Source organism: Duganella sp. AC237 (assembly GCF_979254035.1).
The window spans coordinates 5,802,394-5,817,860 of the sequence record NZ_CEEDEW010000003.1 but is presented as its reverse complement, the minus strand read 5'-3'; the positions used below and the strand labels follow the sequence as shown (position 1 = coordinate 5,817,860).

The following is a 15,467-nucleotide window of genomic DNA, read 5'->3' as shown; positions in this document are numbered from 1 at the left end:
GTGGCCGCCATGTTGAACACCCGTCCATTGTGCCTGGCGCTGGCCGCCGCGCTCGCCTTCGCGTACAGCCCGGCCGCCTCCGCGCTGGGGCTGTACCAGGCCTACGAGGCGGCGCTGAAGAACGATCCGGCCTACCGCGCCGCCGTGCACGCCAACGACGCCGGCCAGGAAAACCGCAATCTGGGCCTGTCGAACCTGCTGCCCAACGTGGCCGGCTCCTGGAGCGGCAGCCAGAACCGTACTACCTTGACCCAGGGTAATTTCAGCGTGCCGCGCGACTACATCTCGCGCTCGGCCACGGTGCAGGTGCGCCAGACGCTGTTCAATCTTGACGGATGGGCCCGCTACAAGCAGGGCGTGGCGCAATCGAAGTACGCGGCGGCCCAGTTCGACAGCCAGAAGCAGGAGGTGATCTTCCGCGTCGTCAACGCCTACCTGGACGTGCTGTTCAAGCGCGACCTGCTGGAGCTGGCCCGGGTCGAGCACGAACTGTATGTCGAACAGCGCAAGGTCAACGACCGCATGTTCGACAAGGGCGAGGGCACCCGCACCGACATGCTCGAAACGCAGGCGCGGCTGGACGTGTCCGAGGCGCAGATGCTGGAGGCCGAGGACTCCCTGTCGCTGTCGCGCGCCAACCTGGGCGCCATCGTCGGCGCCGAGGTCGACAGCGTCGACGACCTGGTGCCGGAGTTCCGCGTGCGCCCCGGCGACGGCCAGAGCTTCGAGTACTGGAAAGGCGTCGCGATCGACACCAATCCGGACATCAAGACGCTGACCTACGGCGTCGAGATCGCCGACCAGGAGGTCAGGAAGGCCTACGCCGGCCACGCGCCGCGGGTCGACGCGGTCGGCACCTACGGCAAGACCGCCTCCGATTCGATCAACACGTTCAACCAGGACCAGAAGATCCGCAGCATCGGCATCCAGGTCAACATTCCGTTCTACTCGGGCGGTCAGACCAGCGCCGCGGCCCGGCAGGCGGTGGCCAACCGCGAGAAGGCCAAGGCCGACCTGCAGGCGCAGACCGACAAGGTGTTGCTCGAGCTGCGCAAGGATTACAGCGTGCTGGCCAGCAGCGTCAAGCGGGTGGACGCGCTGCTCAAGTCGGTGGGCTCGTCGGAGACCTTGATCAAGGCCACCGAGCAAAGCATCAAGGGTGGCGTGCGCATCAACCTGGACGCGCTCAACGCCAAGCAACAGCTGTACACCACCAAGCGCGACCTGGCGCAGGCGCGTTACAACTATCTGTTGACGTCGCTGCGCATGCGCGCCTCGGTGGGCACGCTCGACGAGACGGACGTGCGCGAGATGGCGGCCAATTTCCGCTGACCGCCACCGGCCCCGCCATGACGCCATCGCGCCCGCGCGATGGCGTTTTTTTTTGCGCGGGGACGGCCTGTGGCATACTGCCGACGGTTGTTTTCACAACCGATCGACAAGGGGCACGGATGGACTGGACCGCGGGATACGCGTCGGATATCGAATACACCGCCGGGTTTTACCCGGAGCAGGCGCCCGGCCACCTGAACCTGGTGTGCGCGCTGAACGGCAACGAGCCGCCGTCGCTGGCGGGGCCGTTCACGTATTTCGAACTGGGGTTTGGGCGCGGCCTGACCGCCAGCGTGCTGGCGGCCAGCAATCCGGGCGGGACCTTCTACGCCGCCGATTTCAATCCGGCGCACGTGGCCGGGGCCCGCGAGTTGGCCGCCGAGGCCGGGCTGGACAACCTCACGCTGCTCGAAAACAGTTTCGAGGAACTGGCCGCGGGCGCCGTCGCCGGCCTGCCCGGCTTCGACTACATCACGCTGCACGGCATCTACACCTGGGTGACGGCGGAGAACCGCCGGCATATCGTCGCCTTCATCAACCGCTACCTGAAGCCGGGCGGGGTGGTGTATGTCGGCTACAACGCGATGCCCGGCTGGGCCGGCGCGCTACCGCTGCAGCGGCTGCTCGTCGAGCATGGCGACGCCTTCCCCGAGCGCGGCAACGCCCGCATGGACAACGCCGCGCGCTTCGTGGCCGGCCTGTCGCAGGCGGGCTGCGGCTACATCGACGCCCAGCCGTCGCTGGCGCCACGGCTCGAGGCGCTCCGCTCGGGCAGCCGCAATTACCTGCTGCACGAATACATGCACAAGCACTGGCAGCCGCTGTACCACGCCGACGTGGCGCGCGACCTGGCCCTGGCCAAGCTGGAGTTCGCCGGCTCGGCGGCGCTGCCGATGGCCTATCCGCCGCTGTATCTGACGCCGGCGCACGCGGCGTTGATCGACACCTTCCCGGACCCGGTGATGCGCGAGACGCTCAAGGACTACCTGCTCAACACGAGTTTCCGCAAGGATGTGTTTGTCCGGGGGCTGCGCAAGACGGGACCGGCGCGCCAGGCCGAGCTGCTGTCGCGGGTGGGCGTGGCGCTGACCGTCCCGCGCGCCACCGTCGACCTGGCCTTCAAAACCCCGCTCGGCACCCTCAACGGCGCGCCGGCGCTGTACCATCCGGTCTGCGACGCGCTGGCGCGGCGCCCGCACACCCTGGCCGAGCTGGCGTCGTTGCCCGCGCTGGCGGGCAACGGCATCGCCAGCCTGATGGAGGTGGCCGCGCTGCTGTCGGCCAGCGGCCAGGCCGGCGTCGGCTTGCACGGCGGCGGCGGCGCCAGCGACCCGGCGCCGGCGCGCCGGCTGAACGCCGCGCTGGTCGGACGCCTGCGCGACACCGATGAATTCAAGGTGTTGTGCGCGCCGTCGGTGGGGGGCGCGGTCGGCGCCGACGTGATCGAACGGTTCGTCTATGGCGTGCTGGCGCGGCGGCCCGGGGACGACCGCCAGGACATCGGGCTCGACGCGCTGACCCGCGAGGTGTGGGCGGCGATGGACGCGGTCGGGCGCCGCCTGGCGCGCGACGGCGCGCTGTTGAGCGGCGAGGCCGACAACGTCGCCCAATTGCTGCCGCGGGTCGAGGCCATCGTCCGTGGCCAGCTGCCGATCTGGCGGCAGCTGGACATGGTGTAGTCCTGGCCCGGCCCTGGCCGAAACGACAAGCTTACCGGCGCGGCGAAACAATGGCATACTGGCCGCTCTATGTCACAATCGGGGGGAGCGCTGATGGATTGGACCGCTGGTTACGCGTCGGATATCGAATACACGGCGGGCTTTTACGCCGAGCAGGGGCCGGGGTATTTGAACCTGGTGTGCGCGCTCAACGGCTGCGAGCCGCCATCGCTGGGCGCGCCGTTCACGTATTGCGAGCTCGGTTTCGGCCGCGGGCTGACCGCCAACGTGCTCGCCGCCGGCAACCCGCATGGCACGTTTTACGCCGCCGACTTCAACCCCGCCCATGTCGCCGGGGCGCGGGCGCTGGCGGCCGAGGCGCAGCTGGACAATCTGACCTTGCTCGAAAACAGTTTCGAGGAGCTGGCGCAGGGAAGCGTGGCCGGCCTGCCGCTATTCGATTACATCACGCTGCACGGTATTTACACGTGGGTGACGGCGGAGAACCGCCAGCATATCGTCGACTTCATCAAGCGTTACCTCAAGCCGGGCGGCGCGGTCTACACCAGCTACAACGCGATGCCGGGCTGGGCCGCCATGCAGCCCCTGCAGCGCCTGCTGGTGGAATACGGCGACGCCTTTCCCAACCGCAGCAACATCCAGATGGAGGGGGCGGCGGCCTTCGTCGAGAAACTGGCGCAGTCCTCCTCGGCGTATATCGACAATCATCCCTCGCTCAAAGGCCGGCTCGATACGCTCAAGACCGGCAGTCGCAACTATCTTGTGCATGAGTACATGCACAAGCACTGGCAGCCGCTTTACCACGCCGACGTGGCGCGCGATTTCGCCCAGGCCAAGGTGGAGTTCGCCGGCTCGGCGGTGCTGCCGATGTCCTACCCGCTGCTGTATCTGACCCCGGAGCGCCAGGCCGTCGTCGACGCCATGCCCGACGCGGTCATGCAGGAGACGCTGAAGGATTACTTCCTCAACACGAGTTTCCGCAAGGACATCTTCGTGCGCGGCCTGCGCCGCATGGGCCCGGTGCGGCAGGCCGAAGTGCTGGCGCGGGTGGGCGTGGCGCTGACCGTCGCGCGTGGCGCCGTCGATCTGGCGATGAACACGGCGATCGGCACGTTCCACGGCAAGCCGGAGCTGTACAACGCGGTGTGCGACGCGCTGGCGCTGCGCCCCCATACGGTCGGCGAGCTGATGGCGCTGCCGGCCGCGGCCGGCCAGAGCATCGCCAATATGATGCAGGTGGCGGCCTTGCTGGCGGCCAGCGGCCAGGCGCTGGCCTACCTGGGCGGCGCCGCCAGGCCCGATCCGGCCGCTGCGAAGCGGATGAACGCCGCGCTGGCAAGACAGGTGCGCTACAGCGACGAGTACCAGGTCCTGGCGACGCCGCTGACCGGCAACGGGCTCAACGCCGATATGGTGGAACGCATCGTTTTCGGTCTGCTGTCCGCGGCCGCGGGCACGGTGGGGGTGGACGACTTGACCAGCCAGGCTTGGCGGCAAGTGAGCGCCTCGGGGCGCAGCATGCTGCGCGACGGACAGCGCGTGGACGGCGAGGCCGACAACCTGGCCGAATTGCGGCGGCGGGTGGAGGTGGTTTTACGCGACAGGCTGCCGATCTGGAAACAGCTGAAAATGCTGTAGCGGCGTGGCGGCCCGCCGCCGCCGGCTTATGCCAGCGCCGCTATTTCTTCCCGTGGCAATGCGGGCACGACTTCTCGTACACATACTCCGGCGACAACTGCTGGCGCGGCGTGACCACGGCGCGGCAGACGAAGCATTGCACCGTTTCGGTCGGCTCCAGCTTGGGGTTGAGCGCGGTACGGTAGTCGAACACGAAGCAGTCCCCCGTGTAGTGGGCGCCGCCGACTTCCTCGAAGTACTTCAGGATGCCGCCTTCGAGCTGGTAGACGCTGTCGTAGCCGATGTTTTGCATGTGGATCGCCGCTTTTTCGCAGCGGATGCCACCGGTGCAGAAGGTCACCACGGTCTTGCCGTCGAAGTCGGGCTTGTGGGCGGCGATCACTTCCGGGAACTCGGTGAACTTGCTGATGCGGTAGTCGACCGTGTTGTCGAAGGTGCCGACGTCGACCTCGAAGTCGTTGCGGGTGTCGACCATGACCACCGGCTTGCCGTGGTCGTCGACGCCGGTGTCGAGCCAGCGCTTGAGCGTGTGGGCGTCGACGAACGGCGCGCGGCCTTCCTCGGGCTTGATCAGCGGCATGCGCATGGTGATGATTTCTTTTTTGATCTTGACCAGCATGCGCTTGTGCGACTGCTCGACCGAATAGCTTTCCTTCACTTCCAGGTCGGCGAAGCGGGCGTCGCTGCGCACCCAGGCCAGGTACTCGTCGATGTGCGAGCGCGGGCCGGAGAGGAACATATTGATGCCCTCTGGTGTGAGCAGGATGGTGCCCTTGAGGCCGAGCCGCTGGCAGATCTCCTGGTACAGCGGACGCATTTCTTCGGTGTTGTCGAAGGTGACGAACTTGTAGGCGGCGATATTGACGTGGGCGGCAGCGGCTGCGATGGCGGCGGCATGCGCTTCAGCTTGTAAAGCGGTATTAGCGAGCATGATGGATGGGATCAAAAAAACGGAAGAGCCGGTATTATACGCGTTTTCTTTTGCTTATTAAATAGGCAGTCGGCAGGATATCAAAAACCCGGCTCGTGCGCAGGCGCTGTAAAATAGCCGGTTATTGAACCAGCGGTGGGCAGCATATGAACATGGTAGCAAACGAGCAAGTGGTGGAACACGTAGTGGCGCCGGATGAAGGCGTCGTGGCCCCGGTCGGCCCGGCCTTCGTCCATCTGCGGGTGCACTCGGAGTATTCGATCGTCGACGGGCTGGTGCGCATCGACGACCTGGTCGGCGCCGCCGCCAAGGACAAGCAGGCGGCGCTGGCCGTCACCGACCTGTCCAACATGTTCGGCATGGTCAAGTTTTACAAGAGCGCGCGCGGCAAGGGCATCAAGCCGGTCATCGGCGTCGACGTCTGGATCACCAACGACGACAACCGCGACAAGCCCTCGCGCCTGATGCTGTTCGCCAAAAACCGCATGGGCTACCTGCAGCTGTGCGAGCTGCTGTCGACCGCCTGGCTGACCAACCAGTACAAGGGCCGCGCCGAGATCCGCACCGAGTGGCTGGCCGAGCTGGCATCGAAAACCTACGACCTGCTGCCCGACGATAATCCGGCCAACGGCCTGATCGCGCTGTCCGGCGCTCATTTCGGCGACGTCGGCATCGCCATCGAAAACGGCAACCCGGCGCTGGCCGAAAAGAACGCGCAAAAATGGGCGGCGATCTTCCCCGGCCATTTCTACATCGAGATCCAGCGCGCCGGCCAGGCCAACCAGGAGACGCAGGTGCGCCATGCGGTGGCGCTGGCGGCCAAACTGGGCCTGCCGGTGGTGGCCACGCACCCGGTGCAGTTCATCTCCGGCGACGAGTACATCGCCCACGAAGCGCGCACCTGCATCGCCGAAGGCGAGATGCTGGCCAATAACAAGCGCGTTCGCCGCTTCAACGAGAACATGCGCTTCCTGTCGCAGGCCGAGATGCGCACGCTGTTCGCCGACCTGCCGGCGGCGCTGCAAAACTCGGTGGAAATCGCCAAGCGCTGCAACCTCACGCTGGTGCTGGGCAAGCCGCAGCTGCCGAACTTCCCGACCCCGCCGGGCATGACGATCGACGAGTTCCTGGTGGCCGAGTCCAAGGCCGGCCTGGAAAAGCGCCTGATTCATTTGTACCCGGACCCGGAGCGGCGCGAGAAGGAAAGGCCGCGCTACGAGGCGCGCCTGAAGTTCGAGACCGATACCATCTGCAACATGAAGTTCCCGGGCTACTTCCTGATCGTGGCGGAGTTCATCCAGTGGGCCAAGGAGAACGGCGTGCCGGTCGGACCGGGCCGCGGTTCGGGCGCCGGTTCGCTGGTGGCGTATTCGCTGCTGATCACCGATCTGGACCCGCTGAAATACAATCTGCTGTTCGAGCGCTTCCTGAACCCGGAACGCGTTTCGATGCCCGACTTCGACATCGACTTTTGCCAGGAGGGGCGCGACCGCGTCATCCAGCACGTCAAGGATTTGTACGGCAAGGAAGCGGTCTCGCAGATCGCCACCTTCGGTACCATGGCGGCCAAGGGCGCGATCCGCGACGTCGGCCGCGTGATGGACTTCGGCTACAACTTCTGCGACGGCGTCTCCAAGCTGATTCCGTTCAAGCCGGGCAAGCCGGTGTCGATCGCAGAGGCGATCGAGGAGGAGCCGATGCTCAAGGAGCGCCAGCAGAACGAGGAGGAGGTGGCGCAGCTGCTCGATCTGGCGCAGCAGGTCGAGGGCATCACCCGTAACATCGGCATGCACGCCGGTGGCGTGTTGATCGCGCCGGGCAAGCTGACCGACTTCTGCCCGTTGTACACGCAGGGCGGCGACGGCGGCGTGGTGTCGCAGTACGACAAGGACGACGTGGAGGCCGTGGGCCTGGTCAAGTTCGACTTTTTGGGCCTGACCACGTTGACGATTTTGGATCGCGCGGTACGCTACATCAAGGCGCTCGATCCGAAGGAAGCTGATTTCGACCTGGCGCGCCTGCCGCTGAACGACCGGCCGTCGTACGAGCTGCTCACCAAGGCGAAAACCGTCGCCGTCTTCCAGCTGGAGTCGCGCGGCATGCAGGGCATGCTGAAGGACGCGCGTCCCGACCGGTTCGAGGACATCATCGCGCTGGTGGCGCTGTACCGTCCGGGCCCGATGGACCTGATTCCCGACTTCTGCAAACGTAAGCACGGCGAAAAATTCGACTATCCCGATCCGCGCACCGAATCCATTTTGTCCGAAACCTACGGCATCATGGTGTATCAGGAGCAGGTGATGCAGATGGCGCAGATCGTCGGCGGCTACTCGCTGGGCGGCGCCGACATGCTGCGTCGCGCGATGGGCAAGAAGAAGGCCGAGGAGATGGCCGAGCACCGCGAGATCTTCCGCGCCGGCGCCGCCAAGGACGGCCTGACCGCGCAGAAGGCCGACGAGATCTTCGACTTGATGGAGAAGTTCGCCGGCTACGGCTTCAACAAGTCGCACGCCGCCGCCTACGCGCTGCTGTCGTACCACACCGCTTATTTGAAGGCGCACCACCCGGCCGCGTTCATGGCGGCCAACATGTCGCTGGCGATGGACGACACCGAGAAGGTCAAGATCCTGGTCGAGGATTCGATCGACATTTGCGGCCTGACCATCCTGCCGCCGGACATCAACAAGTCCGACTACCGCTTCATGCCGGACGGCCCGCCGCCGTCGGTGACCGGCAAGAAAGTCACGCAGATCCGCTACGGGCTGGGCGCCGTCAAGGGCTCGGGCCAGAGCGCGATCGAAGCGATCATCGCCGCGCGCACCGCCGGCGGACCGTTCACCAGCCTGTTCGACTTCTGCAAGCGGGTCGACAAGAAGCAGATCAACCGCCGCACCATCGAGTCCCTGATCCGTTCCGGCGCCTTCGATTGCCTCAACATCGACCGCGCGATTTTGCTGGCGTCGGTCGGCTTCGCGATGGAGTGCGCCGACCAGGAAGCCAAGGCGGCCAACCAGGTCAGCCTGTTCGGCGGCGACGACAGCGACCTGGTGGCGCCACCGGAGTATGTGAAGTGCGCGCCGTTCACCGACCGCCAGAAGCTGGCCGAAGAAAAGATCGCGCTGGGCTTCTATTTGTCGGGCCACATGTTCGATTCGTTCGCCCCGGAGGCGCGCCGCTTCGCCCGCACCAAGCTGGCGGAATTGGAGCCGTCGCGCGAGCCGCGCATGTTGTGCGGCGTGATCACCGGCATCCGGCCGCAGATGACGCAGCGTGGCAAGATCCTGATCGTGACCCTGGACGACAAGACGGCGGTGGTCGAGGTGACCGTCTATTCCGAGGTGTTCGAAGAGAACAAGCGCATGTTCAAGGACGACGAGTTCCTCGCCGTCGTCGGCAAGGTGTCGGAGGACCGCTTCTCGGGCGGGCTGCGGATCTCGGCCGAGCGGGTGTTCGACATCGTCACCGCGCGGGTCAACTACGGCAAGCAGCTGGCGATGTCGCTGCCGACCACTGTGGACGCGAAGAAGATGGCCGAGTTGCTGGCGCCGCACCGCATGGCCGATGGTCTGCCGGTGGCGATGAAGGTGGCGCCGCAGGGCGTCAAGTGCGTGTTGCAGCTGGGGGAGGGCTGGCGCGTGGCGCCGTCGGACGACCTGCAGCTGGCGCTCAAGCAGGGCCTGGGCGCCAGCGAGGTCGAAATCGAGTACTAAGAGGATTCACCCGCAACCCGACCCGATGGGGTCTGACCCTGCGGGGTCAGACCCCGGTGTGCCCGAGGTACGGGTTGAAAATGTTAAATCTGCTCGTTCAGGCTGGTGATCGCGTACCCCTTGGCGCCGATCTGCTCGAGCGGGTGCACGATGTGATAGCGCGGCAGGTCGTCGCTGTCGTCGTCGACCTCCACTTTTTGCGCCTCCGGCTGCCAGTCGGTGTTGGTCGCCTCCTCGGGAATCGGCTTTCCTTCCGGCACGGCCAGATAGCTGTGCTTACCTTCTGCTTCATCTCGGCAATAAATATCCACACGCATGGCATTTCCTCCTTGGGACAAAAAACCATGGTAACGGATTTTGATTTGCCGGCGCGCACGCCCGGTCAGGCCGCCGCCCGCGCCGCCTCGGCGCGCCAGCCTTCGATCACCGCGAACACCTGTTGCGGCGTGATGGCCAGCATGCAGGTGCAGCGCGCCGGATCGCTGCAATGGCCGCACATGGTGCTGTTGACCAGGTTGGTTGCGCGCGGGCCGATCGCGGCCCAGCGCGACGGGTCGATCGGTTTGAGCGGCGGGAACAGCCCGGCCACCGGCCGTCCCAGCGCGGCGGCCAGGTGCAGCGGGCCGGTGCCGCTGGCGACCAGGCCGTCGCAGCCGCCGACCAGCGCCGTGAAGCCGTCAAGGTCGAGCCGTCCGCACAGGTTCTCCACGTGCGGCAGCGCCAGCAACTCCGGCGCCAGGCCGGCCAACAATTCGCCCTCGGCGGCGCTGCCGGTGACGAGCACGCGCACGCCGGCGTCCGGTCCCAGCATCCTGGCCAGCGTCGTGTAGTGCTCCAGCGGCCATTCGCGGCCGTTGCCGTTCGATTTCGGATGCAGGATCAGCTTGAAGCCGGGGGCGGCCAGCACGGCGTCGGCGGCCGGATGGCGCGGCGTGTCCAGGCCGTACAGCGAGGCGATCTCGTCGAGGCTCGGGATGTGGCTGAAGCCGAGCGGCTGCAGCAGCTTGAAGCTCAGCTGCGCCTCGTGCAGGATCGGCAGCGACTTGGCGCGCATGTGGGCCAGGCGGTTGCAGGTGAACCAGTGGTAGAAGCGGCGGATGCTGCCGACCCGGCGGGCGATGCCGGCGCGGCGCGCGGCCACGGCCAGCTGGCGCCGCGGATAGGCGAACATCACCGTGTCGCAGCCGCTGCGGGCCATGCCGCCGGCCAGGTCGCCGTGCCAGTCCTCCAGCGCCTGCACGGTGTCGACGTGGCGGCACTGGGCCACCACGGCGGCGGCGTAGCGGCGGCACAGGAAGGTGATCTCGGCCTGCGGATACACCTGCTTCAGGTAGCCGGCCAGCGGCAACGTCAGCACCACGTCGCCGATGTTGTCGGTGCGGGTGATCATGATGCGGCGCGGCGGCGGCGTGTATTGCGTGGCCAGGCACAGCCCGACCAGGCTGCCCACCATCATCACATAGAACACCTTGGTCTTCATCAGCCAGAACATCACGTCCGTCAGGCCGAAGCCGATGAACGCCACCACCACCACCAGGCCGGCCAGCGCCAGCGGGTATTGGCCCTGGTCCGGACGGCGCAGCTGGCCGATGAAGTAGCGCATCGGCGCGATGTAGAGCAGCAGCAGCAGGGCGGCGTCGAGCAGGCCGCCGGTGGCCAGGCAGTGCAGCAGGTCGTTGTGGCCGCTGCTGAAGGTCAGCGCCGGGCCCTGTTGCAGCCGGCCCTGGGCCGCCAGCGCGTTGAGCGCGGCGTGGAAGTCGTCGCGGCCCACGCCCAGCCACGGATGGTCGACAAACATCATGACCGAGGCGCGCCACAATTCCAGGCGGATGCCGACCGAGGTGCTGGCGTCGCCGGTGGCGAGGTAGCGCTGCACCTCGGCCACGGCGATGGCGATGCGGTCGGCCATGCCCAGCGCGGGCACCGCGCACGCCACCGCCACCAGCGCCAGCAGCAGGCCGAACAGCACCAGCATGTTGTAGCCCAGCACGCGGCGGCCGTAGACGGCCAGCGGGATCATCACCAGCGGCAGCGCCAGCCAGCCGCCGCGCGAGCCCGACAGGATGGAAGCGAGCAAGCCGCACAGCAGCGCCACGCCGGGCACCCAGGCCAGGCGCGTGCCGCGGAAGGCCGACACGCCGCACAGCGCCATCAGGCCCGACGCCAGCGCCAGGTTGCCGAACGTGATGGCGTGGTGGGTGAAGCCGATCGCGCGGCCCTCGTCGCCGACGCCGGCGGCGACCTGGTATACGGCCACCGCCGCCGACACCACCGTGGTGGCGCACAGTCCCATCCAGAAATAGCGCGCGCGCGGGCGCAGGTGGTACATGACGCCGATGCAGGTCAGGCCCAGCAGCAGGCGCGCCGGCCCGTCCAGGGTGCGCAGGCCCTGGTCGTCGAGCACCAGGCGCACCAGCGAGACGAAGAAGTAGGCGGAAAAGGCCAGGATCACGCCCGAGAGCTCGAACCAGTATTGCTGGTAGGCGCTCCAGACGGGGCGGAAACGGATCAGGAACACCAGCAGGATCACCAGTTGCACCGCGCCCAGTCCGGACTTGCTGCCGAGCGCCAGCGCGGGGAGGGCGAACAGAAGCGTGGAGGCGAGCGGACTGCCTTTTTCGGGCAGCAGCGGCGGGTTACTGGCAGTATTCATTGGCACACGGGCCGGCCGGAGGGCCGCAGCGGAAAAGGCCGATTATAGCAGTTCATTGTGGCACTATCCGGCTTCGCAGCGGGGTCCGGCGGCTTGTCGCGGTGGCGGCGATGGGCGATAATCGACCCGCCCCGGGCGCCGTCCCGACGATGGAAAGAGCCCGTGTTGCAAGAAAAGAAAGTCCTCGCCGGCGGCACGCCGCGCATCCTGGTCATCTCCCCCAACTGGATCGGCGACGCGGTGATGGCCCAGCCCCTGCTGCAATTGTTGCGCGCCGCCCATCCGGACCAGCCGATCGACGTGCTGGCGCCGCCGGCGGTGTCGCCCGTGTGGCGGCAGATGACCGAGGTCGACGAGGTGCTGGAGACGCCGTTCCGCCACGGCGCGCTGCAGTTGCGCGAGCGCTGGAAATACGCGCGGCTGCTGCGCCGGCGCGGCTACGGGCAAGCCTACGTGCTGCCCAATACCATTAAATATGCGCTGATCCCCTGGCTGGCCGGCATCCGGCGCCGGGTCGGCTACAAGGGCGAGAGCCGGCACGGCCTGATCAACGTCATGCACCATGACGAGACGCCGCCGCGCCCGATGGTGGCGTTTTACGCGGCGCTGGCCGCCGCGCCGCTGGCGCACGGTGCGCTCCAGGGCGCGGCGTTCCGCGCCGCCCTGCCGCGTCCGCGCCTGTTGGCCAGCCCGGCGCAGATTGCCGCCGTGTGCGCGCGCACCGGCATCGATCCGGCGCGGCCGCTGGTGGCGTTCGCGCCGGGCGCCGAATTCGGCGGCGCCAAGCGCTGGCCGGCGCGCCATTTCGCCGGCCTGGGCCAGGCCATCCTGGCCAACGATCCATCCACGCAGATCGCCTTGCTCGGCTCGCCCAAGGACATGGAGGCGTGCGCCGAGGTGGCCGCCGCCATGCCCGCCGGCGCGGCCGTGTTCAACCTGGCCGGCGCCACCAGCCTGGCCGAGGCGATCGCGCTGATCGCGCGCGCGGCGGCGGTGGTGGCCAACGATTCGGGCCTGCTGCACATCGCCTCGGCGCTCAACCGGCCGGTGGTGGCCCTGTACGGGCCGACCGATCCCGATCACGCGCCGCCGTTCTCGGACCTGGCCGCGTCGATTTCGCTGCGGCTCGATTGCTCGCCGTGCAAACAGCGCGAATGCCCGCTCGGGCACCAGAACTGCATGGTGCAGATGGCGCCCGAATTGGTGTGGAATAGCTTGCGGCCCATGCTGGTGCGGGCCGCGCCTGCTTAATACCGCTTAATCCGTGACCGGATAATTGAACCGGCTGACCACCCCGCTCGGGGTGGTGACGGTGATGGTCAGCGCGCCCGAGCGCACCGGGTTTGTGCACAGCAAGCTGGACGCGTCCTGGCCGGCATCGCTGATCAACGTCACGCTATAGGTCCACGCCGCCGAGTCGGCCGAACTCGTGTTTTGCACCGTGTAGCTTGGCACACCCATCAGCAGTCCGTTGGTGGCGGCGAAGGTGATCACGGTGCCGGCCGGCAGCGGATTGCCCGGGCGGTCGAACAGCCACAACGGATCGCCCGCATGCGCCGCGCGCTGGTTGCCGGCGAACACGGTCGGATTGTCGTCGCGGATGGCGAACTGGTAGCTGCGCGGCAAGTTGTCGAACTTGGTGCCGGTCACGCATTGCGACAGCGCCAGGGTGCCGATGGTTGGCGCGCCGTTGGCCGCCTCATTCAGCAGCGAGACATTGGCCGTGCTGTTGGACAGCACCATCACCATCCCTTGCCGCACGTGCACCGTGTTGGCGCCGCCGGTGTTGACGTTCGGCGTGGCTTGCAGCACGCCGTTGTAGGCGCCGTTGCCGCCCTGGTTCCAGCCGCCGTTGCCGTTCGAATCGATGTACTGCTCGCCGCTGGCGCGCGCCGCGTTGCCGCTCTTCCAGATGTCGTCGCCGAAGTTGGCGTTGGCGTCGGTCACGGCGCGGTCGTTGCGGAACGGCTCGCCAAGATCCGTATAACTTTCCCCGCTCTCGAACAGGTTGTTGCCGTTGGCGTCGACGAAGCTTTCCTCGCCCAGCGCGTAAGCCAGGATGGTGACGCGGCCATCGGCCGGACGCGGATTGCCCGCGCAGTAGCGCACCGTACATTCGCCCGGCGTGCCTTTCTGGGTGATGACGGTGCCGTCGGTCAAAGTGGTGCTGGTCAGGCCGGTCAGGCAGGAGGCGTCGATGGAGCCGCCCTCGGCGGTGAAGCTGACGGCGGTGCCGTCCGGCGCCGGATTGCGGAAATGATCGGCCAGGCGGGCGGTGACGAGCGTGCCGGCCGGCGCCGGGCAACCGTTGAACTGGCCGCCTTCGAGGTTCTTGACCACGGCGCTGAGGCTAAAGCTGCTTTGTTCCGGCACGCCGGTCGACACCACCAACTGGTCCGACAACGTGCTCAGGCTGGTGCCCGGCAGACTGGCCGTCACCCGCACCGGCGTATTGACGGTGCCGGCGGCCACCGTGGTGGTCACCAGGCCGTTGGCGCCGGTGGTGCCGCTGGCCGGATTGAGCGTCAGGCCGCCGGCGGTGGTGTTGAGCGAGAAGTTGACGGCCTGGCCGGCCACCGGGTTGCCGCTGCGGTCGAGCACCTTGAAGGTGATGGTGGCGCTTTCCTGGCGGCCGGCGCCGCCGCTGCCCTTGAGCGCGATGTTTTGCGGCAGCGCCGAGACGAAGGCCAACTGGCCGGCGCTGGCCGGTTGCACCGTCAGGCTGGCGCTGCTGCTGATCGGGTTGCCGTTGAAGGTGAAGCTGGCGGTGACCACGTCCACGCCGCCGCAGCCGAGGTCGGTGTAAGAGGTGCTGGCCACGCCGTTGACGGTGGTTACCGGCGAGGCGATGCGCGCCTTGCCATTGGCCACGCACGGCGACGTGAACGCGACCGACTGCGCCGGCGCGTACGGCGTGCCGCCATTGAGCACGGTGGCCGTCAGGCTGGCGGTGCCGCCGGCGGCCAGGGTGGTCGGGGCGGCCACCGGCGCGCCGAGGGTCAGCTGCGGCACCTGCACGGAATATGGGGCGTTGGCCGTGACGATCGCGTTGGCCACGGTAGCGGTGGCGCTGACGGCGAAGGCGCCGGACACGCCGCCGGCCGCCAATGTGATGCTGGCCTTGCCGCCGGCGTCGGTGATGGCGCTGCCGCTGGCCGGCGTGAACACGCCGGTCTTGTCGGTGGTGGTGAAGGTGACCAGCGTGTTGGCGACGGCCTGGCCGGCGGCGTTCCTGAGCGTGGCGGTGACGGTGGCGCCGCGCTCGGGCGTGACGCTGGCGACGGCCGCGCCGCTGCCGTCGGTCAACGCCAGCGTAACGGCGGCCGCGCCGGTGGCAGGCGCGCCGGGAGTTGTGCCGCAGCCGGGCAAGCTGCTGGGCCGGCTCGGATCGATGGTGGTGCAGCCGCCGTTGGCGCCGCCGGAGCCGCCGCCGCAGGCGGTCAGCGCGACGGCGACCAGCACGGTGGCGCAAGCGGCCACTAAATTGTTGGCCCAGCGCGGGGACGGTATTGTTCTGAGCATGG

9 protein-coding genes are annotated in these 15,467 nt (G+C 67.5%); 5 read left to right on the top strand and 4 right to left on the bottom strand.

All coding sequences use genetic code 11. The annotated features are described in order from the left end of the window. The first annotated feature begins 9 nt into the window (after positions 1-9). The 3 genes from AC0IYS_RS25775 to AC0IYS_RS25765 all read left to right on the top strand — a co-directional run bounded on the left by AC0IYS_RS25775 (position 10) and on the right by AC0IYS_RS25765 (position 4,649). Positions 10-1,332 (top strand): TolC family outer membrane protein, encoded by a 1,323-nt coding sequence (locus tag AC0IYS_RS25775; RefSeq protein ID WP_471708938.1) that lies wholly within the window; start codon positions 10-12, stop codon positions 1,330-1,332. Positions 1,333-1,451: 119 nt separating this feature from the next. After that, a complete protein-coding gene (locus tag AC0IYS_RS25770; RefSeq protein ID WP_471707839.1) occupies positions 1,452-3,011 on the top strand; it encodes a class I SAM-dependent methyltransferase in 1,560 nt (519 codons plus the stop codon). 93 nt (positions 3,012-3,104) lie between these two features. Then, positions 3,105-4,649, top strand: coding sequence for a class I SAM-dependent methyltransferase (locus AC0IYS_RS25765; protein WP_471707838.1), 1,545 nt, complete (start codon positions 3,105-3,107; stop codon positions 4,647-4,649). Between the two features lie 40 nt (positions 4,650-4,689). Here the strand turns inward: AC0IYS_RS25765 and AC0IYS_RS25760 are convergent, their stop codons facing one another. Beyond that, positions 4,690-5,580, bottom strand: coding sequence for a sulfurtransferase (locus tag AC0IYS_RS25760; protein ID WP_471707837.1), 891 nt, complete (start codon positions 5,578-5,580; stop codon positions 4,690-4,692). A gap of 146 nt (positions 5,581-5,726) precedes the next feature. On the opposite strand from AC0IYS_RS25760, the gene dnaE reads away from it, so the two are divergent. Next, positions 5,727-9,290, top strand: coding sequence for a DNA polymerase III subunit alpha (gene dnaE, locus AC0IYS_RS25755; protein WP_471707836.1), 3,564 nt, complete (start codon positions 5,727-5,729; stop codon positions 9,288-9,290). Positions 9,291-9,373: 83 nt separating this feature from the next. On the opposite strand, the gene AC0IYS_RS25750 is transcribed toward dnaE, so the two are convergent. Then, entirely contained in the window at positions 9,374-9,607 is a 234-nt protein-coding gene (locus AC0IYS_RS25750; protein WP_471707835.1) for a DUF6139 family protein, read from the bottom strand. Positions 9,608-9,672: 65 nt separating this feature from the next. Next, complete coding sequence (locus AC0IYS_RS25745; protein WP_471707834.1) at positions 9,673-11,943, bottom strand: glycosyltransferase family 9 protein; 2,271 nt, start codon at positions 11,941-11,943, stop codon at positions 9,673-9,675. 162 nt (positions 11,944-12,105) lie between these two features. Here AC0IYS_RS25745 and waaF point away from each other — a divergent pair, with 162 nt between their 5' ends. Further along, positions 12,106-13,194, top strand: coding sequence for a lipopolysaccharide heptosyltransferase II (gene waaF, locus AC0IYS_RS25740; RefSeq protein WP_471707833.1), 1,089 nt, complete (start codon positions 12,106-12,108; stop codon positions 13,192-13,194). Positions 13,195-13,200: 6 nt separating this feature from the next. Here the strand turns inward: waaF and AC0IYS_RS25735 are convergent, their stop codons facing one another. Further along, positions 13,201-15,465 carry an Ig-like domain-containing protein gene (locus AC0IYS_RS25735; RefSeq protein WP_471707832.1) on the bottom strand — a complete coding sequence of 755 codons (2,265 nt, stop codon included), beginning with the start codon at positions 15,463-15,465 and terminating at the stop codon, positions 13,201-13,203. Positions 15,466-15,467 lie beyond the last annotated feature (2 nt).

Excerpts from the sequence above, each read along its gene's own strand:
- AC0IYS_RS25745 (WP_471707834.1), bottom strand. The coding sequence starts at position 11,943 with ATGAATACTGCCAGTAACCCGCCGCTGCTGCCCGAAAAAGGCAGTCCG.
- AC0IYS_RS25735 (WP_471707832.1), bottom strand. The coding sequence starts at position 15,465 with ATGCTCAGAACAATACCGTCCCCGCGCTGGGCCAACAATTTAGTGGCC.
- AC0IYS_RS25765 (WP_471707838.1), top strand. The coding sequence starts at position 3,105 with ATGGATTGGACCGCTGGTTACGCGTCGGATATCGAATACACGGCGGGC.
- AC0IYS_RS25760 (WP_471707837.1), bottom strand. The coding sequence starts at position 5,580 with ATGCTCGCTAATACCGCTTTACAAGCTGAAGCGCATGCCGCCGCCATC.
- AC0IYS_RS25775 (WP_471708938.1), top strand. The coding sequence starts at position 10 with ATGTTGAACACCCGTCCATTGTGCCTGGCGCTGGCCGCCGCGCTCGCC.
- AC0IYS_RS25750 (WP_471707835.1), bottom strand. The coding sequence starts at position 9,607 with ATGCGTGTGGATATTTATTGCCGAGATGAAGCAGAAGGTAAGCACAGC.
- AC0IYS_RS25770 (WP_471707839.1), top strand. The coding sequence starts at position 1,452 with ATGGACTGGACCGCGGGATACGCGTCGGATATCGAATACACCGCCGGG.
- dnaE (WP_471707836.1), top strand. The coding sequence starts at position 5,727 with ATGAACATGGTAGCAAACGAGCAAGTGGTGGAACACGTAGTGGCGCCG.